The sequence below is a fragment of the Bradyrhizobium sp. 17 genome (assembly GCF_023073515.1).
Classification (GTDB): Bacteria; Pseudomonadota; Alphaproteobacteria; order Rhizobiales; family Xanthobacteraceae; genus Bradyrhizobium; species Bradyrhizobium canariense_D.
Window position 1 is genome coordinate 403,703 of the sequence record NZ_JADPJQ010000117.1, and the last position, 23,766, is coordinate 427,468.

The 23,766-nt window shown below is 63.5% G+C and carries 19 protein-coding genes; 11 read left to right on the forward strand and 8 right to left on the reverse strand.

From position 1 onward, the window contains the following. The first annotated feature begins 102 nt into the window (after positions 1 to 102). From IVB13_RS26975 to IVB13_RS26985, 3 genes are all read left to right on the forward strand, one after another. Positions 103 to 1,230 (forward strand): alkene reductase, encoded by a 1,128-nt coding sequence (locus tag IVB13_RS26975; protein ID WP_026232520.1) that lies wholly within the window; start codon positions 103 to 105, stop codon positions 1,228 to 1,230. A 217-nt stretch (positions 1,231 to 1,447) separates the two neighbouring features. After that, on the forward strand, positions 1,448 to 1,951 hold the full coding sequence (locus IVB13_RS26980; protein WP_018453376.1) for a GFA family protein: 504 nt from the start codon (positions 1,448 to 1,450) through the stop codon (positions 1,949 to 1,951). Positions 1,952 to 2,056: 105 nt separating this feature from the next. After that, positions 2,057 to 3,718: a thiamine pyrophosphate-binding protein gene (locus IVB13_RS26985; protein WP_018453377.1), complete on the forward strand. Its 1,662-nt coding sequence runs from the start codon at positions 2,057 to 2,059 to the stop codon at positions 3,716 to 3,718. 160 nt (positions 3,719 to 3,878) lie between these two features. Here IVB13_RS26985 and IVB13_RS26990 read toward each other — a convergent pair whose 3' ends face one another. After that, entirely contained in the window at positions 3,879 to 5,258 is a 1,380-nt protein-coding gene (locus IVB13_RS26990; RefSeq protein WP_018453378.1) for an LLM class flavin-dependent oxidoreductase, read from the reverse strand. Between the two features lie 241 nt (positions 5,259 to 5,499). On the opposite strand from IVB13_RS26990, the gene IVB13_RS26995 reads away from it, so the two are divergent. From IVB13_RS26995 to IVB13_RS27020, 6 genes are all read left to right on the forward strand, one after another. Beyond that, positions 5,500 to 6,909, forward strand: coding sequence for a M20 family metallopeptidase (locus tag IVB13_RS26995; RefSeq protein ID WP_018453379.1), 1,410 nt, complete (start codon positions 5,500 to 5,502; stop codon positions 6,907 to 6,909). A gap of 99 nt (positions 6,910 to 7,008) precedes the next feature. Further along, the gene (locus IVB13_RS27000; RefSeq protein ID WP_026232521.1) at positions 7,009 to 7,920 is read left to right on the forward strand and encodes an amino acid ABC transporter substrate-binding protein; all 912 of its coding nucleotides are present in this window, start codon (positions 7,009 to 7,011) and stop codon (positions 7,918 to 7,920) included. A 115-nt stretch (positions 7,921 to 8,035) separates the two neighbouring features. Further along, positions 8,036 to 8,767, forward strand: coding sequence for an amino acid ABC transporter permease (locus IVB13_RS27005; protein ID WP_026232522.1), 732 nt, complete (start codon positions 8,036 to 8,038; stop codon positions 8,765 to 8,767). Positions 8,768 to 8,771: 4 nt separating this feature from the next. Beyond that, positions 8,772 to 9,464 (forward strand): ABC transporter permease subunit, encoded by a 693-nt coding sequence (locus tag IVB13_RS27010; RefSeq protein WP_018453382.1) that lies wholly within the window; start codon positions 8,772 to 8,774, stop codon positions 9,462 to 9,464. A gap of 8 nt (positions 9,465 to 9,472) precedes the next feature. Further along, positions 9,473 to 10,204: an amino acid ABC transporter ATP-binding protein gene (locus IVB13_RS27015; RefSeq protein WP_018453383.1), complete on the forward strand. Its 732-nt coding sequence runs from the start codon at positions 9,473 to 9,475 to the stop codon at positions 10,202 to 10,204. A 122-nt stretch (positions 10,205 to 10,326) separates the two neighbouring features. Continuing rightward, positions 10,327 to 11,187 (forward strand): D-amino-acid transaminase, encoded by an 861-nt coding sequence (locus tag IVB13_RS27020; protein ID WP_018453384.1) that lies wholly within the window; start codon positions 10,327 to 10,329, stop codon positions 11,185 to 11,187. A 158-nt stretch (positions 11,188 to 11,345) separates the two neighbouring features. Here the strand turns inward: IVB13_RS27020 and IVB13_RS27025 are convergent, their stop codons facing one another. From IVB13_RS27025 to IVB13_RS27035, 3 genes are all read right to left on the reverse strand, one after another. Next, positions 11,346 to 11,807: a carboxymuconolactone decarboxylase family protein gene (locus IVB13_RS27025; RefSeq protein WP_026232523.1), complete on the reverse strand. Its 462-nt coding sequence runs from the start codon at positions 11,805 to 11,807 to the stop codon at positions 11,346 to 11,348. Positions 11,808 to 11,836: 29 nt separating this feature from the next. Continuing rightward, positions 11,837 to 13,450 (reverse strand): MDR family MFS transporter, encoded by a 1,614-nt coding sequence (locus tag IVB13_RS27030; protein ID WP_018453386.1) that lies wholly within the window; start codon positions 13,448 to 13,450, stop codon positions 11,837 to 11,839. 117 nt (positions 13,451 to 13,567) lie between these two features. Further along, positions 13,568 to 14,749, reverse strand: a complete 1,182-nt coding sequence (locus tag IVB13_RS27035; RefSeq protein ID WP_247490908.1) for an HlyD family secretion protein — start codon at positions 14,747 to 14,749, stop codon at positions 13,568 to 13,570. 275 nt (positions 14,750 to 15,024) lie between these two features. Between IVB13_RS27035 and IVB13_RS27040 the strand changes: the two genes are divergently transcribed. Beyond that, positions 15,025 to 15,936, forward strand: a complete 912-nt coding sequence (locus IVB13_RS27040; RefSeq protein WP_247299329.1) for a LysR family transcriptional regulator — start codon at positions 15,025 to 15,027, stop codon at positions 15,934 to 15,936. On the opposite strand, the gene iaaH is transcribed toward IVB13_RS27040, so the two are convergent. Both iaaH and IVB13_RS27050 read right to left on the reverse strand, forming a co-directional pair. Beyond that, complete coding sequence (gene iaaH, locus IVB13_RS27045) at positions 15,931 to 17,355, reverse strand: indoleacetamide hydrolase (protein ID WP_247490910.1); 1,425 nt, start codon at positions 17,353 to 17,355, stop codon at positions 15,931 to 15,933. The two genes, IVB13_RS27040 and iaaH, sit on opposite strands and share 6 nt — an antisense overlap. 75 nt (positions 17,356 to 17,430) lie before the next feature. Next, positions 17,431 to 20,880 (reverse strand): indolepyruvate ferredoxin oxidoreductase family protein, encoded by a 3,450-nt coding sequence (locus tag IVB13_RS27050; RefSeq protein WP_247490912.1) that lies wholly within the window; start codon positions 20,878 to 20,880, stop codon positions 17,431 to 17,433. Between the two features lie 153 nt (positions 20,881 to 21,033). Here IVB13_RS27050 and IVB13_RS27055 point away from each other — a divergent pair, with 153 nt between their 5' ends. Next, positions 21,034 to 21,489, forward strand: coding sequence for an Lrp/AsnC family transcriptional regulator (locus IVB13_RS27055; protein ID WP_018453391.1), 456 nt, complete (start codon positions 21,034 to 21,036; stop codon positions 21,487 to 21,489). A 103-nt stretch (positions 21,490 to 21,592) separates the two neighbouring features. On the opposite strand, the gene IVB13_RS27060 is transcribed toward IVB13_RS27055, so the two are convergent. After that, positions 21,593 to 22,378, reverse strand: a complete 786-nt coding sequence (locus tag IVB13_RS27060) for a fumarylacetoacetate hydrolase family protein (RefSeq protein WP_018453392.1) — start codon at positions 22,376 to 22,378, stop codon at positions 21,593 to 21,595. A gap of 15 nt (positions 22,379 to 22,393) precedes the next feature. Next, positions 22,394 to 23,761 carry an LLM class flavin-dependent oxidoreductase gene (locus IVB13_RS27065; protein ID WP_018453393.1) on the reverse strand — a complete coding sequence of 456 codons (1,368 nt, stop codon included), beginning with the start codon at positions 23,759 to 23,761 and terminating at the stop codon, positions 22,394 to 22,396. Between the last annotated feature and the right edge of the window lie 5 nt (positions 23,762 to 23,766).

Consider the following 23,766-nt stretch of genomic DNA (forward strand, 5'->3'; position numbering starts at 1 on the left):
TTCCGCGGGAGGGAATATCTGCTTTTGCAGGGGCGGCGCCTTCTCTCGGTAGCCGCCCCTCGCTATATGATGCGCATCCTTCCTTCGCCATTCGAGGCCAGCATGAAATTCGAGGCGTTGTTTCAACCGTTGCAGGTCGGTCCGTACACGCTCGCGCATCGCGTCGCGATGGCGCCGTTGACGCGCATGAGGGCCGAGCGCGAGAGCTTTTCGCCGCGGCCGCTCAACGCCGAATATTACGGCCAGCGCGCCACCCAAGGCGGCCTGCTCATCGCCGAGGCCTCGCCCGTGCTCTCGCACGGCCGCGGTAATCCAGCGACGCCCGGCATCTATTCGGAGACGCAGATCGCGGGCTGGCGCAAGGTGGTCGACGCCGTGCACGCCAAGGGCGGCATCATCTTTCTCCAGCTCTGGCACGTCGGCCGCGTCTCGCATTCCTCCTTCCACGGCGGGGAGCTGCCGGTCTCGGCCTCCGCGATCCCGATCAAGGCCGAAGGCATGAAGGCGATGACTGCCGACGGCAAGATCTCCAACTATGAGACGCCGCGCGCGCTGGACACGGATGAAGTCAAGGGCATCGTCGAGGCCTTCAGGCAGGGTGCGAAGAACGCGCTGGCCGCCGGCTTCGACGGGGTCGAGATCCACGGCGCCAACGGCTATCTGCTCGAGCAATTCCTGCAATCACGCAGCAACCAGCGCACCGATCAATATGGCGGTTCGATCGAGAACCGCGCGCGGCTTCTGCTCGAAGTGACCGAGGCCGCGATCGACGTCTGGGGCGCGGGCCGCGTCGGCGTGCGGCTGTCGCCCCACGGCATCGCCAATGATTCCGGCGAGCCCGATCCGATGCCGCTCTACACGCACGTGGTCAACGCGCTCGACAAGCTCGGTCTTGCCTATCTGCATTTCATCGAACCGCGCTCCAGCGGCTCGGGGCGCGCCGAAGTCAACTGGCAGAACGTGCCGTCGGCGATGCTGCTGTTCCGCCCGCTCTACAGCGGCGTGCTGATGACCGCCGGCGGATTTACCGGCGAGACCGCGAACGCCGCCATTGCGGAGGGGCATGCTGACATCATCGCCTTCGGCCGCATCTTCATCTCCAACCCCGATCTGCCGCTCCGCCTGCAGCACGATTACCCTCTCACGCCGTATAACCGTGCGACGTTTTACGGTGGCGAGGAGAAGGGTTATACGGATTATCCCGCGTACGACGAACTGACGCCGGTCTGACACTGCTGTAGCCCGGATGAGCAAAGCGATATCCGGGGTTCACTCAAGCTCTGGTCTTCCCGGATGTCGCTTCGCTCATCCGGGCTACAGAGTTATTGTGTTGCCCCGACTGACACCACGAACTCCGTCATTGCGAGCGCAGCGAAGCAATCCAGACTGCCTCGGCGGCAAGACTCTGAATTGCTTCGCTGCGCTCGCAATGACGAGAGGAGAGACAATGGCCAAAGCCGCAGCCGCCGCAGGTATAGCCACCGGCCAGTGCCTCTGCGGCAGGGTTACCTTCGAGATCGACGTTCCCGCACGCTGGGCCTGGCACGATCACTCCGCCGCCAGCCGTCGCGCCCACGGCGCCGCCTATGCAACCTATGTCGGAAGCTGGAAGAAGCGGTTTCGCATCACCGCAGGTAAGACGGCGCTGACGCGCTACGAGGACAAGGCAACGAAGACCGCGCGCAGCTTCTGCGCGCATTGCGGCACGCCGATCGCATATGAGCGCCCGCGCGGGCCGCATATGGTCAACATCCCCCGTGCGCTGTTTAGGGAACGCACCGGCCGCCAGCCGCTCTATCACATCGCGATCGAAGAGCTGCAGGAATGGACCTATACCGGCGAGCCGCTGGTGCCGCTGAAAGGCTTTCCCGGTGTGGTCTGGCAGCGCTCGAAAAAAAAGAAGCGGGCGAGCGGCGAGGATCCGTTCGAGTTGGGGCGCGAGGAGATGTAGCGCTGTCCCACGCAACGCAGCCATGACCGCGCTTCCTTGCGCGCCTCCCGCGATTTCGGCCATCATGCTTTTTGCCTTGCGGCAACGTCCGCCTCTGGAGGAAACATGAAGAACAAGATCACCGGCCGCTCCGCCTTTCTCGCGTTGCTCAAGGACGAGGGCATCACGCATCTGTTCGGCAATCCCGGCACCACCGAGCTGCCGATCATGCATGCGCTGAAGGATCACCCTGACCTCGCCTATGTGATGGCGATGCAGGAGAGCCTGGTGGTGGCGATCGCGGATGGCTATAGCCGCGCCTCCGGAAAGCTGGTCGCCTGCAACGTCCATGTCGCGCCCGGCCTCGGCAACGCGATGGGCTCGCTCTACAACGCCCAGTTCACGGGCACGCCGATGATCCTGACCGCGGGCCAGCAGGAGCAGGGCCACGGACTGATGGAGCCGGTGCTGTATGGGCCGCTGGTGCGCATGGCCGAGCCGCTGGTGAAATGGGCGGTCGAGGTGACGCGGCTCGAGGATCTGCCGCGCATCGTGCGCCGCGCCGCAAAAGTCGCAACCACCCCGCCGACCGGGCCGGTGTTCATTTCATTGCCCGGCGATATCCTCAACAGCGAGGCAGGGATCGATCTCGGTCGCTCCACCCGCATTGACGCTCGCACAAGACCATCGGATGAGGCACTGAAGGCGTTCGCCGCCCGACTGCTCAGGGCCGAGCGTCCCGTGATCGTCACCATGGACGAAGTGGTCAAGAGCGATGCGCTGATGGAGGCCGCCGAACTCGCAGAACTACTCGGCGCGGCTGCCTACCAATCCTCGACGCCCTATGGCTCGCACTTCCTCTCGGAGAGCCCGAGCTTCGTCGGCACGCTGGCACGTGTCCAGAAAGTCGCGCGCGACACGCTTGCGCCCTTCGACCTCTTGATCGCGCTCGGCGGCGATCCCTTGCGGATGTCGGTCTACAGCGAGGTCGACGCGCTGCCGGAGGGCCTTGGCATCGTGCAGATCGGCCTCGGCGATTGGGAGATCGCCAAGAACTACGGGGCTGAGATCGCGCTGAAGGCGGATTTGAAGGAAACGCTGCGCGCGCTGATCCCGGTGTTGAAGGAGATGGGCGGCGCTGCCCTGGCGAGCCGCGCGAAGCAACGGCTGACCGAACTCGCGCCGAGGAACTGGACCGCGCGGCGCACCGCGCTGGTCGAGCAGATCGGCAAGGCCGCGGACCGCAGCCCCATCGATCCGGACTGGCTGGTGCTGCAAATGGTCGAGGCCATGCCCGCTAATGCCATCCTCGTGGACGAAGGCCTCACCTCGAGCCGCCAGATCACGGCCTTGCGTGCGCACCGCGATCGCTTCGGCTATCACGGCCTTGCCTCCGGCGGCATCGGCTGGGGCCTGCCGGCCTCCGTCGGCGCCAGCATCGCCAATCCCGATCGCCCGGTGGTCTGCTTCTCCGGCGACGGCAGCGCGATGTATTCGATCCAGTCGCTGTGGACAGCGGCGCATCACAAGCTGCCGCTCAATGTGGTCATTGCCAACAATGGCGGCTACCGCATCATCAAGCAGCGCCTGCTCGCCTTCCACGGCGACGACAATTACGTCGGCATGGATTTTGTCGATCCGCCGGTGGATTTCGCGGGCGTGGCTAAGGCGCTGGGATGTGAGGCAATCAAAGTCAGCGATCCCCGAGAGTTGAAGGCGACGCTGGCGTCGGCGTTTGGCCGGCCGGGGACGAAACTGATCGAGGTGATGGTGGACGGGAAGCTGTAGGGCAGCGTCACCTGCGGCATTGGTGCCGCCACATTATCAGTCGTGATCACCCGCGAAGGCGGCTGATCCAGTATTCCAGAGCCGGCGGTGATTGAGTCGAGACGCTGCGGCGTACTGGATGTCCCGGTCAAGCCGGGGCATGACAGCGTACCTAGCGGCGCTACCCCTTTCTCCCCACTCTGAACCCTGCCGCCGGATGCGGCGCACCTAGCCGCGCCCGCCCCTCGCCGAACAGCTTCTCGCGTAGCGTGCCCTGCGCGTACTCCGCCTTGTACCGCCCGCGTCGCGTCAGCTCCGGCACCAGCATGTCGGCGATGTCCTCGAAATCGCCGGGTGAGATCGCGAAGGCGACGTTGAGGCCGTCGACATCGGTCGCCTCGAACCACGCCTCGATCTTGTCCGCGACCATTTCCGGCGTGCCGACCACGACGGGACCTGCGCCGCCGACGCCGACATGCTCGATGACGTCGCGCACGGTCCAGACGCGATCGGGATCGGCGCGGGTGACGTTATCGAGTGCGCTGCGGCCGGCATCGTTCTGAACATGGCGCACCTGCTGATCGAGCTCGTAGCCGGAGAAGTCGATTCCGGTCCATCCCGACATCAGCGCCAGCGCGCCTTCCGGGCTGATGTGGCGGCGATAGTCGGCATATTTTTCGTTCGCTTCGGCTTCCGTCCGCCCGAGGATGATCGTCATCATCGAGAACATCAGGATTTCCGCCGGATTGCGGCCGAACGCGGCGGCCTCCTGACGGATCGCCGATACGCGCGGCGCGATCACCTTGGCTGACGGCCCCGACATGAACACGCATTCGGCGTGCCGTGCCGCGAACTGCCGTCCGCGCGGCGAGGTGCCGGCCTGATACAGCACGGGCGTCCGCTGCGGCGACGGTTCGCTCAGGTGGATGGTGTTGTTGATGCGGTAGTTCGCGCCCTCGTGGTTGACGCGATGGACCTTTGTGGGATCGGTGAAGATGCCGCGCGTGCGGTCGCGCAGCACGGCGTCGTCCTCCCAACTCCCTTCCCAGAGCTTGTAGACGACCTCCATATATTCGTCCGCGATCTCGTAGCGGTCGTCGTGCCCGATCTGCTTGTCCTTGCCGGCGCCGCGCGCGGCGCTGTCGAGATAGCCGGTGACGACGTTCCAGCCGATACGCCCCTCGGTGAGATGATCGAGCGTCGACATCCGCCGCGCGAACGGATAGGGCGGCTCGAAGGAGAGATTGCTGGTGACGCCGAAGCCGAGATTCTGCGTCACGGCGGCCATTGCCGACAGCAGCAGCAGCGGATCGTTCGAGGGCGACTGGGCTGCGTTGCGCAAGGCTGCGTCAGGACTGTTGCCGTAGACGTCATAGACGCCGAGCACGTCGGCCAGGAACAGTCCGTCGAAACGGCCGCGCTCCAGCGTTCTGGCAAGATCGATCCAATAGGGCAGGCGGTTATATTCGGCAGTGCGGTCGCGCGGATGGGTCCACAAGCCCGGTGATTGGTGCGCGACGCAATTCATCGCAAATGCATTGAGCCTGATCTGCTTGGCCATGATGGTCCCCCGGCGCCCTGTACCGGGCGCTCTTCGAATGATAGAGCTGCGCCCGAACTTGGCGAAGTTCTTGCATATAGCGCGACGTTGGCAAGGCCAAAATCAGCGGCGCTGCCGCGCTTGGCAAGCCAATCTCAAGAGAGCAAGAACGAAATCCCAAGACTATCGAAGTCCCCGCCACTTTCGGAGGCCTGCCCGTATCGGGTATGCTCCTTCGCCTCGCAACCTAAAAAAGAAAATAATGACCAGAGCCGATGCCATCGCCCGCGCCCGTGACGATTTTGAATCGGGCGCGTTCCTCGCCGAACTCGACCGCCGCGTCGCCTACCAGACCGAGAGCCAGAATCCGAACCGGAGCGTCGAGCTGCGCGCCTATCTGGAACAGGAGATGGTGCCCGCTTTTGCCGCGCTCGATTTCGAAAGCCGGATGATCGAATCTCCCAGCGGCAAGGCGCCGTTCCTGTTCGCCGAACGCCGCGAAAGTGAGACGGCGCCGACCGTGCTGATCTACGGCCATGGCGACGTCGTTGACGGGATGGAAGGCGAGTGGCGCGACGGCCGCGATCCCTGGCGCACCACGGTTTCGGGCACGCGTCTCTACGGTCGCGGCACCGCCGACAACAAGGGCCAGCACAGCATCAACATGGCGGCACTCCGCGCGGTGCGCGAGGCCCGCGGCGGCAAGCTCGGCTTCAACGCCAAGTTCATCCTCGAGATGGGCGAGGAGATCGGCTCGCCGGATCTCGGCAAGGTCTGCGATCTCAATCGCGATGCGCTCAAGGCCGATCTGTTCGTGGCCTCCGACGGGCCGCGCCTGTCCGCCGACCGTCCGACCCTATTCCTCGGCTGCCGTGGCGGCATCCGCATTCATCTCGATGTGAACCTTCGCGACGGCGGCCATCACTCCGGCAATTGGGGCGGTGTGCTCGCCAACCCAGCGACCATTCTGGTCAACGCGATCTCGACGCTGGTCGACGGCCACGGCCGCCTTCAGCTGGACGCGCTGAAGCCGCCGCGCCTCACCAACCAGATCCGCAGCTATCTTGCGGACGTGCAGGTGGTGCCGACCGAGGACGAGCCGGCGTTGGCCGAGAACTGGGGCGAGGAGGGTCTTTCGGCGGCCGAGCGGCTCTATGCCTGGAACACGCTCGAAGTGCTGGCGATGTCGTCGGGAAACATCGAGAAGCCGGCCAACGCCATTCCCGGCCACGCCAATGCCGTGCTGCAACTGCGCTTCGTGGTCGGCACCAAGGTCGACGGCCTGATCGAAGCCGTCCGTGCGCATCTGGTCGAAAGGGGTTTTCCGATGGTCGAAGTGCGGGCCGCACAGAGCTTCGCGGCATCGCGCACCGATTTCGACAGCCCCTGGATCGCATGGGCGGCGAATTCGGTGAAGGAGACCACCGGCAAAGTGCCGGCGGTGCTGCCGAATTTCGGCGGCTCGCTGCCCAATGACGTGTTTTCCGAGATATTGGGCCTGCCGACGATCTGGGTGCCGCACTCCTATCCCGGCTGCTCCCAGCATGCGCCCAATGAGCACATCCTGCTGCCATTGACCGAAGAGGCCTTGACGGTGATGGCCGGCCTGTTCTGGGATCTCGGGGAATTGCCAAGCCCGCTAACAAGCCCGCTAACGCGCCCGCCGGCCTGAGCCGTTAACCGGAGCCGCGATCCAGCCAAAAGTCACATTCTATTCCAACCCAATTTGTGCTTGCATCCCGCCGGCATCATCCTGAAAGGGGACCAAAACGTGAAACATTTCCGTAGCATCGGCCTCGCGCTCGCCGCGACCTTCGCCGTCGGCCAGGCCGGGGCCGAGGAGCTGACCGGCACGCTCAAGAACATCAAGGACACCGGCGCCATTACGCTCGGCTTCCGCGACTCCTCGATCCCGTTCTCTTATCTCGACGACAACCAGAAGCCCATCGGCTACGCGATGGACATCTGCTACAAGATCGTCGACGCCGTGAAGAAGGAGCTCAAGCTCGACAAGCTCGAGGTCAAGCTCAATCCGGTGACCTCGGCGACCCGGATCCCGCTGATGGCGAACGGCACCATCGATCTCGAATGCGGCTCGACCACCAACAATGCCGAGCGCCAGAAGCAGGTTGCCTTCACCAACACCCATTATTTGACCGCCAGCCGCTACGTCTTCAAGAAGTCGAGTGGCCTGAAGGCGATTGACGACCTCAAGGGAAAATCGGTGGTTTCCACTGCCGGCACCACCAACATCAAACAGCTCACCGAGGCCAATGTTGCAAAAAGCCTCGGCGCAAACATCATTCCGGCCAAGGACCACGCCGAGGCCTTCCTGATGGTCGAGACCGACCGTGCGGTCGCCTTCGTGATGGATGATATCCTGCTCGCGAGCCTCGTTGCCGGCTCGAAGTCGCCCGATGACTACGTCATCTCCAAGGACGCGTTCTCCAAGCCTGAGCCCTACGGCATCATGCTGCGCAAGGACGACGCGGCCTTCAAGAAGGTCGTCGACGCGGCGACCGCTGCGCTCTACACCTCCGGCGAGGGCCAGAAGATCTACGACAAGTGGTTCACGCAGAAGATCCCGCCGAAGGGCCTCAATCTCAACACGCCGATCTCGGCCGAGCTGAAGAACGAGTTTGCCAAGCCGACGGACTCGCCAAACCCGGACGATTATAAGTAAGCTATAACCTCGATCTTTCGATCGGGATCGTGTCCGGCCATCTTGACTCCAGGATGGCCGGACATTTGCATAGGCGCCAGGACATCGATGACTGGCGCGTTCGCGCGGGGGACACGTGAACTACAACTGGAACTGGGGAATCTTTTTCCAGCCGAACCCGATGGGGACCGGCACCTATCTCGACATGCTGTTGTCGGGCCTGGTGCTGACCCTCAAGACGGGTGCGCTCGCCTGGATCATCGCGCTGATCACCGGATCGATCGTCGGCGTGATGCGCACACTGCCGTCGAAGGGAGCGTACTGGTTCGGCTTTGCCTATGTTGAATTCTTCCGCAATATGCCGCTGCTGGTGCAGCTCTTCCTGTGGTTTTTCGTGCTGCCGGAAGTGTTGCCAAGGTCCGCGGGATTGTGGCTGAAACAACTGCCGAACGCGCCGTTCTGGACGGCCGCGATTGGCATCGGGTTCTTCATGTCGGCGCGCGTCGCCGTGCAGTTGCAGGCCGGCATCGGATCGCTGCCGCGCGGGCAGAAGATGGCGGCGACCGCACTCGGCCTGACGACCCTGCAGGCTTATCGCTACATCCTGCTGCCGATGGCTTTTCGCATCATCCTGCCGCCGCTGACGTCCGAGTTCCTCAACACCATCAAGAACACGGCTGTGGCCATCACCATTGGTTTGCTCGAACTGACCGGCCAGGCGCGCTCGATGCAGGAATTCTCGTTCCAGGTGTTCGAGGCCTTCACCGCTGCGACCATCCTCTATCTCCTCGTCAACGCCGTCGTCGTGACCGCGATGCGCTTCCTCGAGCGCTGGGTCGCGATCCCCGGCTACATCACGGGGAAGTAGCGCCATGTTCAGCAATTTTGATTTCGGGGTCATCATCCGCACGCTGCCCTATCTATTCTATGAGGGCATGACGTTCACGCTGATGCTGACCGGGCTTGCTGCACTCGGCGGCCTCGTCTTCGGCACGGCGATCGCGCTGATGCGGCTGTCCGGCTACAAGGTGCTGGGCCGCATCGCGGGCGTCTATGTCGACTTCATGCGCTCGCTGCCGCTGGTGCTGGTGATCTTCTGGTTCTACTTCCTGGTGCCCTATATCGGGCAATGGGTAACTGGCGCGTCGCGTCCGATCAGTGTCGGCGCGTTCGCGTCCTCGCTCATCACCTTCATCATGTTCGAGGCCGCGTACTTCTCCGAGATCATGCGTGCCGGCATCCAGTCGATCTCGCGCGGCCAGCCGGCCGCAGCCAACGCGCTCGGCCTGACCTACGCCCAGACCATGCGCTACGTCGTTCTGCCGCAGGCCTTCCGCAACATGCTGCCGGTCCTGATCACGCAGACCATCGTGCTGTTCCAGGACACCTCACTGGTCTATGTGCTGTCGATCACCGATTTCCTCGGTGCGGCTAGCAAGGTCGCGCAGCGCGACGGCCGTCTGGTCGAAATGTATCTATTCGCAGCGATCGTCTACTTCACCATCTCCTGTATCGCGTCCTTCGGCGTTCGCCGCCTGCAGGCGCGCATCGCCATCATTCGATAGAGTTTGCCATGATCGAGATCAGCCACGTCGACAAATGGTACAGCCCGGCCTTCCAGGTGCTGACCGACTGCACCACCAGCGTCGCCAAGGGCGAGGTGGTCGTGGTCTGCGGTCCGTCGGGATCAGGCAAGTCGACGCTGATAAAATGCGTCAACGCGCTGGAGCCATTCCAGAAAGGCGACATCAGCGTCGATGGCACTAAGGTCAACGACCCCAGGACCAATCTGCCCAAGCTGCGCGCGCGTGTCGGCATGGTTTTTCAGCACTTCGAGCTGTTTCCGCATCTGAAGATCATTGATAATCTCTGCCTCGCGCAGCAGAAGGTGCTCGACCGGTCGCGCGACAAGGCGGTGGCGAAAGGCATGCAGCTGCTGGAGCGGGTCGGCCTGAAGGAACAGGCGCAAAAATTTCCCGCGAACCTGTCCGGCGGCCAGCAGCAGCGCGTGGCGATCGCCCGCGCGCTCGCGATGGATCCCATCGTCATGCTGTTCGACGAGCCGACCTCGGCGCTCGACCCCGAAATGGTGAGCGAGGTGCTCGACGTCATGGTAGACCTCGCCCATGAGGGCATGACCATGATGGTCGTGACGCACGAGATGGGCTTTGCCCGCAAGGTCGCCAACCGCGTGATCTTCATGGACCGCGGCGAGATCGTCGAGGACGCCCCGAAGGACGATTTCTTCGGCAAGCCCCGCAGCGACCGCGCGCAGAAGTTCTTGTCGAAGATTCTGTCGCATTGATCCCACTGTCATTCCGCGACGTGCCTCCTGGCGCCGGTCGGGAATGACGGGTTGAGGGTTTCGTGGCACCGACAAATCCCTTATACCAGCGGGTAATCCCTATTCCCGCCAGGAGACCTGCCTTGGATCCGATCGCCTATGTCAACGGCTCATTCGTCCCGCTTTCGGACGCCAAAATTTCGGTCCTCGATCGCGGCTTCCTGTTCGCCGACGGCATCTATGAGGTCTCGGCCGTGCTCGACGGCAAGTTGGTCGACAATGCCTCGCATCTGGCGCGGCTGGAGCGCTCGGTCGGCGAGATCAAGCTGAGGCTCCCGGAGACGGTCGAGCGCATCACCGAGATCCAGCAGGAGCTGATTGCACGCAACAAGGTCGAGAACGGCCTCGTCTATCTCCAGGTCACCCGCGGCGCCGACAAGGGCCGCGACTTCGCCTTCCCCAAGGGCGACGTCAAGTCGAGCCTGGTGATGTTCACGTCGGAGAAGGACATCATCAACGCCGCCTCGGCCAAGACCGGCATCAATGTGATCACCGTGCCCGACATCCGCTGGGAGCGGCGTGACATCAAGAGCGTAGCATTGCTGGCGCAAGTGCTGGCAAAGCAGGCCGCGGCCGAAGCCGGTGCGGGCGAAGCCTGGATGCTGGAAGACGGTTACGTCACCGAAGGCGGTTCGTCTTCAGCGTTCATCCTGACCCAGGACGACGTCATCGTGACCCGCAAGAACTCCAACGCGATCCTGCCGGGCTGCACCCGCAAGGCGGTGGTGGCGCTGGCGGAAGAGCGTCAGCTCCGCGTCGAAGAGCGTTCCTTCACGGTCGCCGAGGCGCTCGCCGCCAAGGAAGCCTTCGCCACCTCGGCGTCGCTGTTCGTCCAGCCGGTGGTTGCGATCGACGGCAAGAAGGTCGGCGACGGCAAGCCCGGCCCGATCGCCATGCGGCTGCGCGAGATCTACGTGGAGTTCGCGAAGGCGACGGCGGTTTAAGCTACCTACCGCCGTCATCGCCCGGCTTGACCGGGCGATCCAGTACTCCGTGACGGGAGTGCTGGACTCGAGAAGCCGCGGCGTACTGGATGCCCCGGTTAAGCCGGGGCATGACAGGCGAATGTATTGAGGCAGTTTGGCCTCCACACATCAGCACCTCACGCCACCGATGCCTTCACCTTCACCGGATGAACCGCACGGAACGCGATCGCGATTCGGTTCCAGGCATTGATGGCGCCGATCAGCATGGTCAGGTTCACCGTCTCCGCGTCGGAGAATTGCGGGCGGACCTGCTCGTAGACGTCATCAGGCGCGTGCGTCTCGGAGATCAGCGTCACTGATTCCGTCCAGGCCAGCGCCGCGCGCTCGCGGTCGGTGTAGAGCGGTGATTCGCGCCAGGCGTTGAGCAGATAGATGCGCTGCTCGGTCTCGCCGCGCTTGCGGGCGTCCTCGGTGTGCATGTTGATGCAGAAGGCGCAGCCGTTGATCTGTGACGCCCGGATCTTGACGAGCTCGATCAACGATTTCTCAAGGCCCGTCGACTGGATCTGCTCTTCCAGTGCCATCAGCGCCTTCATCGTGTCGGGTGCGGCCTGGTAGAAATTCATGCGGGGTTTCATGGTCGTTCTCCTTGCTGGCTGGGTTGACGTCAGTGGGCGCCGCCGGCCGAGGCGTGGCCGGCCTTCTTCAGGAAGAGGGTGGCGATCAGCGCGACGATCAGGGCCACGCCGAGCAGATAAAAGGTGTCGCTGAAGGCGAGGATATAGGCCTGCTTCTGCACGATATGGCCGATCGCAACATAGGCGCGATGCAACGCGTCCGCCCGATCGAGAATGCCGTGATTGACGAAGTATTGGGTGAGCTGTTCCAGCCGCGTCCGCGTCGCCTGCTCGAACAGCGAGACTGACTGCATCAGCACGTTGGAGTGATACTGCTCGCGCTTGGTCAGCAGGGTCTGCAACAGCGCGATGCCGACGGCGCCGCCGAGGTTGCGCATCATGTTGAACAGGCCGGAGGCCGAGCCCGCGTTCTCCGGTTCGATGCCTGAGGTCGCCACCGCAGACAGCGGCGCCATTACCAGCGCCTGGCCGATCGCACGAACCACATTGGGCCAGAGCAATTGATCGGCGGCATAGTTGCCGGTCATGTAGATGTTCATAAAGTTGGAGGCCGCGAACAGGACGAAGCCGACGCCGATGATGAGCCGCGCATCGAGCTTCTGCATCAACCGCGGGACCAGCGGGATCAGCACCAGCTGCGGCAGGCCGGTCCAAGCCAGCACCATGCCGATCTGCTCGGCATTGTAGCCCTGGATGCGGGCCAGATATTGCGGCAGGATGAACACCGAGCCGTAGAGCGCGATTCCCAGCAGGAAATTCGCGAGCATGCCGAAGCCGAAATTGCGGCGGACCAGCAGACGCAGGTTCAGGAGCGGCTTCTTCACGGTGAGCTCGATGATCAGGAAGGCGCTCAGCGCCACGGCCGCGATGACGGACAGCTTGACGATGAAGGGCGAGCCGAACCAGTCGTCTTTGTTGCCTTCCTCGAGCACGGTCTGCAGCGCCGACAATCCGATCGCCATGGTGATGATGCCGGCCCAGTCGCCGTCGCGCAGCAACGACAGCTTCATGGGCTTTGCATCGAGCGCGTACCAGAGCATGCCGACCATGATCGTGCCGGGGACAACGTTGACATAGAAGATGTACTGCCAGCCAAAATTCTCGGTGAGATAGCCGCCGATGGTCGGGCCGATCGCGGGCGCGAACGTCGCCGACAGCGCGAACAGCGCAAGGCCCACGGGTTGCTTGGCGCGCGGCAGCAATGTGATGATGAGTGTGAACGCCATCGGAATCAGCACGCCGCCGGTAAACCCTTGCACCGCCCGCAGCACGATCATCTGCGGCAGGTCTTGCGCCAACGCACAGGCGGCTGACAGGACCAGGAACAGGACCGCATTGGTGAGGAGATAGATGCGGATCGAGAACACCTGCGCCAGCCAGCCGGACAGCGGGATCACCACGATCTCCGCGATCAGATAGGAGGTCGAGATCCAGCCGCCGTCATCAATGCCGGCGCCGATCGCGCCCTGGATATCGGCGAGTGAGGCATTGACGATCTGGATGTTCAGCACCGCCATGAAGGCGCCGAGCGTCGCGCCGATCACGGCGATCCAGGTCTTGGTCGAGACGGCGGGCGTTGCGGGGGCCGCGACGGGAGCGGGGATATCGGCCGTGGTATTAACGGTCGGTTGGAGCGTGCTCATGGAAGCCTCGTCTCGGTTACGGAGACAGGATGGATCAGGCAGTTCGTTTCGATAATCGACCAAGTTTGGGAAGGATCATCCGGTAGGACTTGATAGTCCCGCCGGACCTTTCCGGCTTCAACCGCCGTTCGGACGGGCCGCGTTGTCGGCGAGATGCTTCGCCGTCTCACGCTCGGCCAGCACGGTCTGCTTGGTGTCGACGGTCGGCACCGCGGACATGCCGGGGCGCAGCAGGCCGGTCAGGCTGTGGTCGTCGAGCACGATCTTCACCGGCACCCGTTGCACGATCTTGGTGAAATTGCCGGTGGCGTTGTCGGGCGGCAGCAATGCGAATTCAAGGCCGCTCGCCGGCGACAGGCTGTCGACATGGCCGCGCAGGGTCTGGTTGCGGAAACTGTCGACGTGCAGCTCGACCGGCTGGCCGGCGCGGACATGTGTGAGCTGCGTCTCCTTGAAATTCGCCACGACATAGACCGCATCGAGCGGCACCACCGCCATCAATTGCGTGCCGGCCTGCACGAACTGTCCCACGCGCAGTGAGCGGGCGCCGACCGTTCCGTCGACCGGCGCGGTAATCTCGGTGTAGGAGAGATTGAGCGTCGCCTGCTCCGCGACCGCACGCGCATGTTCGAGCTGGGCAATAGCCTGCGCGCGCTGGGTCGTGAGCACGTCGACCTTGCGTTGCGCGGCCACGAGGCCCGACCTGGCATGTTGCAGTTGCGCGTTGCTGGCGCGCAACGCGGCGTCAGTCTGTTGCGCGCGCTGAATCGTGCCGGAGCCCGACTTCATCAGGTCGTCGTAGCGGGCGCGCTCCTCCTGCGCAAATTTCAGATTCGCGTCCGCAGCAGCGACATCGGCTGTGCTCTGCTCGATGATCGGCTGCTGGAGTTCGAGCTGGGCGTCGAGGTTCCGCACTGCCGCTTCCGCCGCAGCGACATCGGCGCGGGCCTGATTGAGCGCCGCCTTGAAGTCGCGGTCGTCGATCTTCGCCAGCAGCTGGCCCGCTTTGACCTTTTCGTTGTCGCTGACCAGCACCTTGGCGATGTAGCCCGAGACCTTTGGCGCGATGATCGTGGAGTCGGCCTTCACATAGGCGTCGTCGGTTGTCTCGAGATAACGGCCGTTGACCCAGTAGTCGTGTCCGTAATGGACAACCGCAGCCGTGCCCGCAAGGAACGCGAGCGCCAGCGCCGCCCGCCGGACCGTATTCCGGGCGGGACCACGCACCGGCGCCGTCGGGGTAGCTTGCGGTATTTCAGTCGCTTGCTGAAAGTTTTTGGTGCGGGGCATCTCGGACATGGCAGTCTCCTTCGGCTGACCCAGACTATCGGTCTTCCTCGTCCGATCGATAATCAGCGAAATGCCGAAAGGATTATCCGCTGACAGTGGATAGTCCCGGGATCTCGCCTTGGCCCGTATGATCTATCGAGCCGGAGGTACGACTGCCCCAGAGCGATTGCCGCGCCTGTCGAGGGATTGCGGCTAACGCATCCGCGCTGCCCGCAGGAGCGGTTTGATGGATAATCGGACGGAATTCCTTGCGATTATCTCTCAAGAGCGGATAATCAGTCGGCATGGACCGATTGACCAGTCTCGAAGTCTTCAGCCGGGTGGTCGAGACCGGCGGCTTCTCTGCAGCAGCCCGCAAGCTCAACATGTCGACCACCATGGTGAGCAATCACGTCCAGGCGCTGGAAGACCGGCTCGGCGTGAGGCTGCTTCAGCGCACCACGCGCAAGGTCAGCCTCACCGACATCGGCAAGGCCTATTACGACCGCTGCATCCAGATACTCGCCGAAATCAAACAGGCCGACGATATCGCGAGCGAATTGCAGTCGGTGCCCCGCGGCACGCTACGGATCCACGTCGCCACGCACATGGTGCCGTTCGTTGCGCCCGTGGTGGCGAAGCTCCTGTCGTCCTATCCGGAGCTCAAGATCGATCTGCGGATGGGCGAGGCCGAAATCGACCTCATCGAAGAAGGCTATGACGTTGCTCTGCGCATGACCGCGCCGCCGGATTCGAGCCTGATCGTTCGCAGCCTCGCAACCTGGCGGCACGTGCTGTGCTGCTCGCACGACTACCTCGAAAGGCACGGTCGCGTGCAGAAGCTCGATGAGCTCACCGCGCACAATTGCGCCCGTCACTTGAATTATCCGTTCGGCGAAGATTGGCGCTTCTTCGATCGCAAGGGCACGCCGGCATCGGTGCGCATCTCCGGCAGCTTTATCACCAACAGCGGTGAGGCCTTGCGAAAGGTGGCGCTGGAAGGCGCTGCCGTCTGCCTGATGGCCGGTTTTCTCGTCCAGGGCGATCTCGAAGCCGGTCATCTCGTTCGCCTTCTGCCCGAATATCGTCCCGTCGAGATGTCGATGAACGCGGTCTATCCGCACCGGCATCATCTGTCGGCGAAGGTCAGGACCTTTATCGACATGCTCGTGCATCACAGCGCCGAGCAGCAGAAGCTGATCAATCCCTATTCATGAGCGGGGTGGCGCCGGCAGCCGTCCGAACACTTTTTCAAGCGCCATGCCGAGCGCAAGCAGGCGGCGGTCGCTGCCTGCAGGGCCATCCAGCTCGAGTCCGATCGGAAGTTTGCTGACCGCGCCGAGCGCAATCGGGATCTGGATGCCGGGAATGCCGGCATTGCTGCCGGGATCGGTGTTCTGGATGAACAACCCGAAATTCTCGAGGCTGCTGGAATCCGGATTGGAGGCAATGGCGACGCGCGGCGTGGTCGGGAAGGCGATGGCATCGAGCCGGTTGTCGGCGAAAGTCCTGCTGTAAAGCACCTGGAGCGCGGGGCGTGCACTATTGATCGCGGCGTCATAGATCGGCTTGGCGTCAACCAGCGTGCCATCGGGGGCAGGCAGTTTGCGCGGGATCACCAGGCCATCATAGGTGCCCTTGACGTCGGCGCTGGAGATGTCCCTTGCCATCGCCTCGATGCTGAGGCCCGTGCCGGTGTGGTCCAGATAGGCGACCAGATCGTCATAGGCTTCGTACAGCGCGACCGGAAAGCTGACCTGGCCATTGAACTCGGCCAGTTGCGGCATTTCGATCTCGACCATCGTGACACCCTGCGCTTTCATCTTCGCCACTGCTGCCTGGAAAGCGGCGTTGGTGTCAGCGTCGAGATTTGTCAGCATCGACCTCACGATGCCGATTCGCATCTGCTTCAGATCGGCCGCCTGAACGGCTTCGCCACCTGCTATGACGCGGTCGAGGAGTTCGACATCCGCCGCGGTCGCCGCCATCGGGCCCGCGGTGTCGCGGGTGTGCGAGATCGGCGCGATGCCAGCTTGCGGATAGCGTCCGACCGTCGGACGCAGCGAGGCACATCCATTCAGTGCGGCGGGGACCCTGACCGATCCGCCAGTGTCGGTGCCGAGCCCGCCCGCGACGATCCGCGCGCCGATCGCGACGCCCGTTCCTGAGGAGGAGCCGCCCGCGATCAGGGTGCGGTCATAGGCGTTGCGCACGCCGAACTCCGTGCCGGTCTTGAATGCGGTGTTGTAGCCGGAGATGCCGAAAGCGAGCTCGTGCATGCTGGTCTTGCCGATGATGACCGCGCCCGCCGCGCGCAATTTTGCGACCACCGGCGCGTCGGCCCTCGGAACGTAATGCTTCAGCGCCGGCGTTCCTGCGCTGCAGGGGAGCCCCGTGACCTCGATATTGTCCTTGATCACGATGGGAACACCGCCGAGCGGCTTGTCCTTGTTGTCGTTCGCGTCGAATGCGGCCGCAGCCTTCAGAGCGCCGGCCTCGTCCAGGGTGACGAAGGCATTCAGATCGGCATTGGCCTTGGCGCGGGCGAGAGCTTCCGTCGTGAGCGCGGTGCTCGTGACTTTTCCGGCGCGGAGGTCGGCCACAGCCTGGGTCAGGGTCAACTGGTCGAAATCCATGAGGCGTCACCCGGTTGCAGGAGCGCCATCAGGGCGCCCCTCGGCTCCAGAGGCTGAAGTCTCGTCGGCGCTCCGTCAACCGTAGGCGCGCATCCTTGCAGGTGATGGCGCATTGAGCTCGGCGAACAGCCGTTCGACCTCGGCCTTCACCTTCCCGATCGCGGCGTCCTTAACCGGCCCGTAGCCCCGGATATCCATCGGCGCTTTTGCAATGGCGACCAGGCTTGGCAGTTGCGCCGCGTCGAGTCCGCCGAGCAGCCGTTTGATGACGCCATCGTACCAGGTGATGAGTTCCCGCTCGGCGCGCCGCTCCGCCGTGTAGCCGAACGGATCGAACGGCGTCCCGCGCAATCCCTTCACCCGCGCCAGCATGGCGAGCGGCATCTGGATCCACTGTCCGAAGGCGTGCTTGCGCGGACGTCCGCGGGCATCGCGCTTCGACGGCAGGAACGGCGGGGCAAGGTGATATTGGATGCTGAAGTCGCCTTCGAATTCGCCTTTCAACTCGTCGAGGAAGCCGGTCTGCATGTGCAGGCGCGCCACCTCGTACTCATCCTTGTAGGCCATCAGCTTGAACAGGGCGTGCGCGACCGCCTGGGTCAATGCCTCGCTATTCAGGCTGGCTTCGGCATGGCGAACACTTGCAACGCGCTCTCGATAGCGCGCTGCGTAGGCATCGTTCTGATAAGCCGTGAGGAAGTCGGCGCGGCGGTCGATCAGCTGGTCGAGCGTCTCGGCCTTCGGCGCTTCGTCCACCTTCGGCAAGAAGTCGGGATCGGCGGCTGCAATCCGGCCCCAGGCGAAAGCCTGCTTGTTGCTTTCGACCCCGACGCCGTTGAGCTCGATCGCGCGCAACAGCGCCGACAGCGAGACCGGCAGCAGCCCGCGCTGCCAGGCAAAGCCCAGCATGACGATATTGGCATAGACGGCATCGCCGAGCAGGCGCTCGGCCAGCGCATTGGCGTTGATGGTGTCGAGATTGCCGTCGCCGATCACCTGGCCGATCGCACGCAGGCGGGCGGGTGAGGCGAGATCGGCGTCACGGAAGCGGACGACGTCGCCGGTCGGCATCTCCGCGGTGTTGACCGCGGCGCGCGTACCTTTTCGATAGGTGCCGGACGCCTTCGGCGAGGAGCTGACGACGAGGTCGCAGCCGATCAGCGCATCGGCCGCGCCCTGGTCGATACGGACCTGGTGCAATGCGTCGGGGGATGCGGCCAACCGGATGTAGCTCAGCACCGGCCCGAATTTCTGCGCAAAGCCGGTAAAATCCAGCACCGAGACACCGTTTCCTTCGAGGTGGGCCGCCATGCCGATCAGCGCGCCGACCGTGATCACGCCGGTGCCGCCGACGCCGGTGACGAGCAGATCATAGGGACGGTCGAGCGTTGCGGGCGCGGGCAGGGGAAGCGTGGCCGCGTGGCCGACCGCGTCGATCCGACTCGCGCCCTTCTTCCGGCGCCTCGCGCCCTCGACGGTGACGAAGCTCGGGCAGAACCCGTTGAGACAGGAAAAGTCCTTGTTGCAGGATGAGAGGTTGATCCGGCGCTTCCGGCCGAACGGCGTCTCCTTGGGCTCGACGCTGAGGCAGTTGGATTCGACCGAGCAGTCGCCGCAGCCTTCGCAGACGAGATCGTTGATATAGGCGAAGCGTTTGGGATCGATCATCTGTCCACGCTTGCGGCGACGCCGTTTCTCTGTCGCGCAGGTCTGCTGATAGATCAGCACCGAGACGCCGGGAATATCGCGCAGCTCGCGCTGCACGCTGTCCATCTTCTCGCGCGGATGGAGGGACACGCCGACCGGAAGATCGCCTGGCGGAAATTGCGCCGGATCGTCCGACACCAGCGCGATGCGCGCAACGCCCTCGGCGCGGACGCTGTGCGCGATAGCGTGGACGCTGATTGGGCCGTCGACGGGTTGGCCGCCGGTCATCGCCACGGCATCGTTGAACAGGATCTTGTAGGTGATGTTGGCCTTGGCGGCGATCGCCTGCCGGATCGCCATCGAACCCGAATGATAATAGGTGCCTTCGCCCAGATTCTGGAACACGTGCATGTTGCCGGTGAAGCGTGACGAGGCGGCCCAATTCACGCCTTCGCCTCCCATCTGGATCAGGGACGATGTCTCGCGGTCCATCCAGCTGGCCATGAAATGACAGCCGATGCCGGCCAGCGCCTTCGAACCCTCGGGCACTTTCGTCGATGTATTGTGCGGGCAGCCCGAGCAGAAATAGGGCGTACGCGTCGCACCGCTGACGTTGATCGTGCGCGAGGCCTCAGGCATCAAGCCGGCTGCGCGTGCGGCGAGATTGAGGCCTGGGAACATCGGATCGAGACGGCGTGCGAGCACCCCAGCGAGCGCACGCGGTGACAATTCGCCGATCCAGGAGATCAGCCGCGCCCCTTGCTCGTCATGCTTACCGACCATGCGCTCGGGTTTTTCGCCCGGATAATCGTAAAAATATTCCTTGAACTGGCTTTCGATGATGCCGCGCTTCTCCTCGACGACAAGGATCTCGCGCTTGCCCCTCACGAACGCCATCGCGTCATGCAGCGCCAGCGGCCAGACCATGCCGACCTTGTAGATGTCGATGCCGATGCTGCGGCAGTCCGCTTCGTCGAGACCCATCAGCCGCAGCGCTTCCATCAGATCGAGATGGGCCTTGCCCGTGGTGACGATGCCGTAGGTGGCGTCCGGGATGTCGTAGATGTGACGATCGATCGGATTAGCCTTTGCGAAGGCGTAGACCGCGTGCTTCTTCGCCTCCAGCCGCTCCTCGATCTGCGGGCCGGGCAGATCGGGCCAGCGATAGTGCAGGCCGCCGGGTGGCGGCGTGAAGTCTGGCGCGTGGAAGGCCCGCGGTGGGCGCAGCGCGACGGACGCGCCGGATTCCACGATCTCAGAGATCGCCTTGAAGCCGACCCACATGCCGGTGAAGCGGCTCAGCGCGTAGCCATATTCACCGAATTCGAGATATTCGCTGACGCTTGCGGGGTGGAGCGTCGGCATGAACCAGCTCATGAAGGCGACGTCGGACTGGTGCGGCATCGAGGACGAGACGCAGCCATGGTCGTCGCCGGCGACCACCAGAACGCCGCCATGCGGTGAGGAGCCGTAGGCGTTGCCGTGTTTCAGCGCATCGCCGGAGCGATCGACGCCGGGGCCCTTGCCGTACCAGAGAGCGAACACGCCATCGACCTCGCGGTCGGCTTGCGTCTCGACCTGTTGTGAGCCGAGCACGGCGGTCGCGGCAAGATCTTCGTTCACTGCGGGGAGGAATTCGATGCGGTCCCGCTTCAGTCGCTCGTGGATGCGCCACAGCTCGAGGTCGATCCCGCCGAGTGGCGAGCCGCGATAGCCTGAGATGAAGCCCGCCGTGTTCAGCCCCGCGGCACGGTCGCGCCGCACCTGGTCGAGCGCGATGCGGACGATGGCCTGCGTGCCGGTGAGGAAGACGCGGCCCCGTTCGCGATCGTAGCGGTCGGAAAGCTCGTAAGGATCGAGAGACGAAATGGCGGCCATGCGGACCTCCCCACGGCATCCTTGCCGGATGGGAGAAGGGTAAGCCTGGGCAACTGGTAGGTCTTACCTTTCTTTCCGAATGGCGTACCTATTATGGTAGAGTTATCCAAAACGATCTACGGGAAGGTAGATTAATCCATTTTGGTGGTTTCCATGATCGAAGACCAGGACGCGCGGATTCTCGCCTATCTTCAGAAGGACGGCCGCGCCACCAACCAGCAGCTCGCCGACGCAGTCGGCATGTCGACTTCGGCATGCTGGCGCCGGGTGCGCGCGCTGGAGGAGAGCGGTGCCATCCGGGGCTATGCGGCCCTGGTCGCGCGCGAGCAGGCCGGCTTTGCGATGTCCGCGATCCTCCACGTCTCGCTGGAACGGCACGACGCAAAATTCGTCGACGAGTTCGTCGCGCGGGTGACCACGCGGCGTGAGGTGCTGGAGTGCTTTGCGACCACGGGCGATGCCGATTACCATTTGCGTGTCGTCGTGCAGGATATGGCGGCGTACAACAGATTCCTCGACGACTTCATGTTCCGCATTCCCGGCATCCGCTATGTCAGAAGCAACGTGGTGCTGAAGGAGATCAAGACGGGCGTCGCGCTGCCGTTTTGAGCTTGTGCTGAGGAGGCCGCGTAGCGGCCGTCTCGAAGCGCGACGCCACAACCGGGCCTTCATCCTTCGAGACGCTTGCTTCGCAAGCTCCTCAGGATGAGGATCACCGCTCCTCCCGCACGAACCTGTTCCGCAGCGTGCCGATGCCGGTGATGTCGATCTCCACGACGTCGCCGTGCTTGATATCAGGCGAGGCACCATCCGTGCCCATCCAGATCACATCGCCCGGCCATAGCGTAAAATACTTGGTCAGCTCGACTAGGAACGGCACCACGCCAAAGATCATGTCGTTGGTGTGGAAGCGGTTGGTCTCCTTGCCGTTGACCCGGACGATCGTTTCCATCTTGTCGAGGTCGGCCTCGGTCTCGATCCACGGGCCCATCGGCTTGAACGTGTCGGCGTTCTTCGAGCGCCACAGGCTGCGGTCGGCCTTCTGCCAGCTGCGCTCGCTGACGTCGTTGCCGATGGTGTAGCCGAAGACGCAATCCATCGCATTCTGATTGGTGAGATGCTTCACCTTCTTGCCGATGACGACAACGAGTTCGCCTTCGTAGTGGATCTTGTCCGTCGCAAAGGACGGGATCGCGACGTCCTCGTCATGCGCAATCAGCGCGTTTTGCGCGCGATAGCCGATCTCGGGGCGGTCGGGGACAGCAGGCACTTCGCCGCGCTTGTCGGCGGCTTCCTTCAGATGCTTGAGGTAATTCAAGCCGACGCAGTAGAAGGTGCGCGGAATCAGCGGCAGTTCGATCTTGACCTGCGAGAGCTGATACGTGCGCGAGGTGCGTTGCCATTCTCCGAAGGGATCGCCCTCGATCGCGATGACCTGGTCACCCTCGACGATCCCCCAGGACGTCTTGTCCGCAGCGGTGAATTTCAGCCAGCGCATGCCGTGTCTCCGTTGTTATTCCGCGGCATCGCGCGGCTGCACTTTCCAGTCGCCGGCAGCCGGCCGCTTGAGCCCGAGATTTTCCCGCAGCGTCTTGCCGCGATATTCCTTCTGGAACAATCCGCGCCGCTGCAATTCCGGGACGATATGTTGCACGAAATCGGCATAGGAGCCGGGCACATAGGTCGCGGCGATGACAAAACCGTCGCAGCCGCGCTCAACGAACATTTCTTCGAGCTTGTCCGCGATCTCCTTGGGACCGCCGACCATCGCATCCTGGACCTGGCCGCGGCCGGAGAAGGTGACGAAGTCGCGCGCGCTCGGATTGCTTTTGCCGGAGTTCTTGAGCACGCCGTCGCGGATGCCCAGAATGCCCTGCATGCTCTTCAGCTCTGCAGTCGTCAGCGGCTCGTCGAGATCCTTGGAGGCGAAATCGTAGTTGAGCGCTTCGGCCAGCAGCGACAGCGCGTCGATCTGCAGCGGCAGCTTGTTGATCAGCGCCATCTTGTCTTCGGCCTCGGCTTTGGTCGCGGCGCAAACCGGTGTCGTCAGGTTGCAGAGGAACATCGCCTCCGGATCGCGGCCGGCTTTCGCGGCCTCGTTACGCACCGACGCATAGCCTTCCTTGGCGGCGGCGAGATTGCGTGCAGCGGTGAAGATCACCTCACCCCATCGTCCTGCAAAGCGCTGGCCGCGGCCGGACGCGCCGGCCTGGATGATCACGGGATGGCCCTGGTCGGAGCGGGGCACCGTGAAGGGACCGCGGGACTTGTAGAATGGGCCCTTGTGATCGAGCCGCTTCACCTTGGCCGGATCGGCAAAGCGGCCGCTCGTCTTGTCCATGATGAGCGCGCCGTCTTCCCAGGTGTCCCAATGGCCGAGAACGATCTCCATGAATTCGTCGGCGCGGTCATAGCGGGCGTCGTGCTCGGGATGAGAATCCCGGCCCATGTTGAAGGCCTCGCCGTCATTGAGCGAGGTCACGACGTTCCATCCGGCGCGTCCGCCCGACATCAGGTCGAGCGTTGCGAAGCGGCGGGCGATGTCGAAGGGCTCGAAATAAGTCGTCGAGCCGGTCGCACCCAACCCGAGCTTCTCCGTCACCATGCCCATCGTCGTCAGCACGATCAGCGGATCCATCTTCACGCAGCGGATGCCGTATTCGACGGTGTGGGCGTGATCGTTGCCGTAGCGGTCCGGCATCGCCAGCCGGTCGTCGAAGAAGGCCATGTGGAACTTGCCGGCTTCGAGGATTTTGGCGATCTCCTGATAATAGTCCGCCGACATCGAATCGTCGCGCGAGTCCGGATGTCGCCACGAGCTCGGCAAATTCGTGCAGTTCTGGGCCTGAAGGAAGCCGACCAGTACCATCTGCCGCGTCATGCTGC

Excerpts from the sequence above, each read along its gene's own strand:
- IVB13_RS26975 (WP_026232520.1), top strand. The coding sequence starts at position 103 with ATGAAATTCGAGGCGTTGTTTCAACCGTTGCAGGTCGGTCCGTACACG.
- IVB13_RS26980 (WP_018453376.1), top strand. The coding sequence starts at position 1,448 with ATGGCCAAAGCCGCAGCCGCCGCAGGTATAGCCACCGGCCAGTGCCTC.
- IVB13_RS26985 (WP_018453377.1), top strand. The coding sequence starts at position 2,057 with ATGAAGAACAAGATCACCGGCCGCTCCGCCTTTCTCGCGTTGCTCAAG.
- IVB13_RS26990 (WP_018453378.1), bottom strand. The coding sequence starts at position 5,258 with ATGGCCAAGCAGATCAGGCTCAATGCATTTGCGATGAATTGCGTCGCG.
- IVB13_RS26995 (WP_018453379.1), top strand. The coding sequence starts at position 5,500 with ATGACCAGAGCCGATGCCATCGCCCGCGCCCGTGACGATTTTGAATCG.
- IVB13_RS27010 (WP_018453382.1), top strand. The coding sequence starts at position 8,772 with ATGTTCAGCAATTTTGATTTCGGGGTCATCATCCGCACGCTGCCCTAT.
- IVB13_RS27015 (WP_018453383.1), top strand. The coding sequence starts at position 9,473 with ATGATCGAGATCAGCCACGTCGACAAATGGTACAGCCCGGCCTTCCAG.
- IVB13_RS27025 (WP_026232523.1), bottom strand. The coding sequence starts at position 11,807 with ATGAAACCCCGCATGAATTTCTACCAGGCCGCACCCGACACGATGAAG.
- IVB13_RS27030 (WP_018453386.1), bottom strand. The coding sequence starts at position 13,450 with ATGAGCACGCTCCAACCGACCGTTAATACCACGGCCGATATCCCCGCT.
- IVB13_RS27035 (WP_247490908.1), bottom strand. The coding sequence starts at position 14,749 with ATGTCCGAGATGCCCCGCACCAAAAACTTTCAGCAAGCGACTGAAATA.
- IVB13_RS27040 (WP_247299329.1), top strand. The coding sequence starts at position 15,025 with ATGGACCGATTGACCAGTCTCGAAGTCTTCAGCCGGGTGGTCGAGACC.
- iaaH (WP_247490910.1), bottom strand. The coding sequence starts at position 17,355 with ATGGATTTCGACCAGTTGACCCTGACCCAGGCTGTGGCCGACCTCCGC.
- IVB13_RS27050 (WP_247490912.1), bottom strand. The coding sequence starts at position 20,880 with ATGGCCGCCATTTCGTCTCTCGATCCTTACGAGCTTTCCGACCGCTAC.
- IVB13_RS27055 (WP_018453391.1), top strand. The coding sequence starts at position 21,034 with ATGATCGAAGACCAGGACGCGCGGATTCTCGCCTATCTTCAGAAGGAC.
- IVB13_RS27060 (WP_018453392.1), bottom strand. The coding sequence starts at position 22,378 with ATGCGCTGGCTGAAATTCACCGCTGCGGACAAGACGTCCTGGGGGATC.
- IVB13_RS27065 (WP_018453393.1), bottom strand. The coding sequence starts at position 23,761 with ATGACGCGGCAGATGGTACTGGTCGGCTTCCTTCAGGCCCAGAACTGC.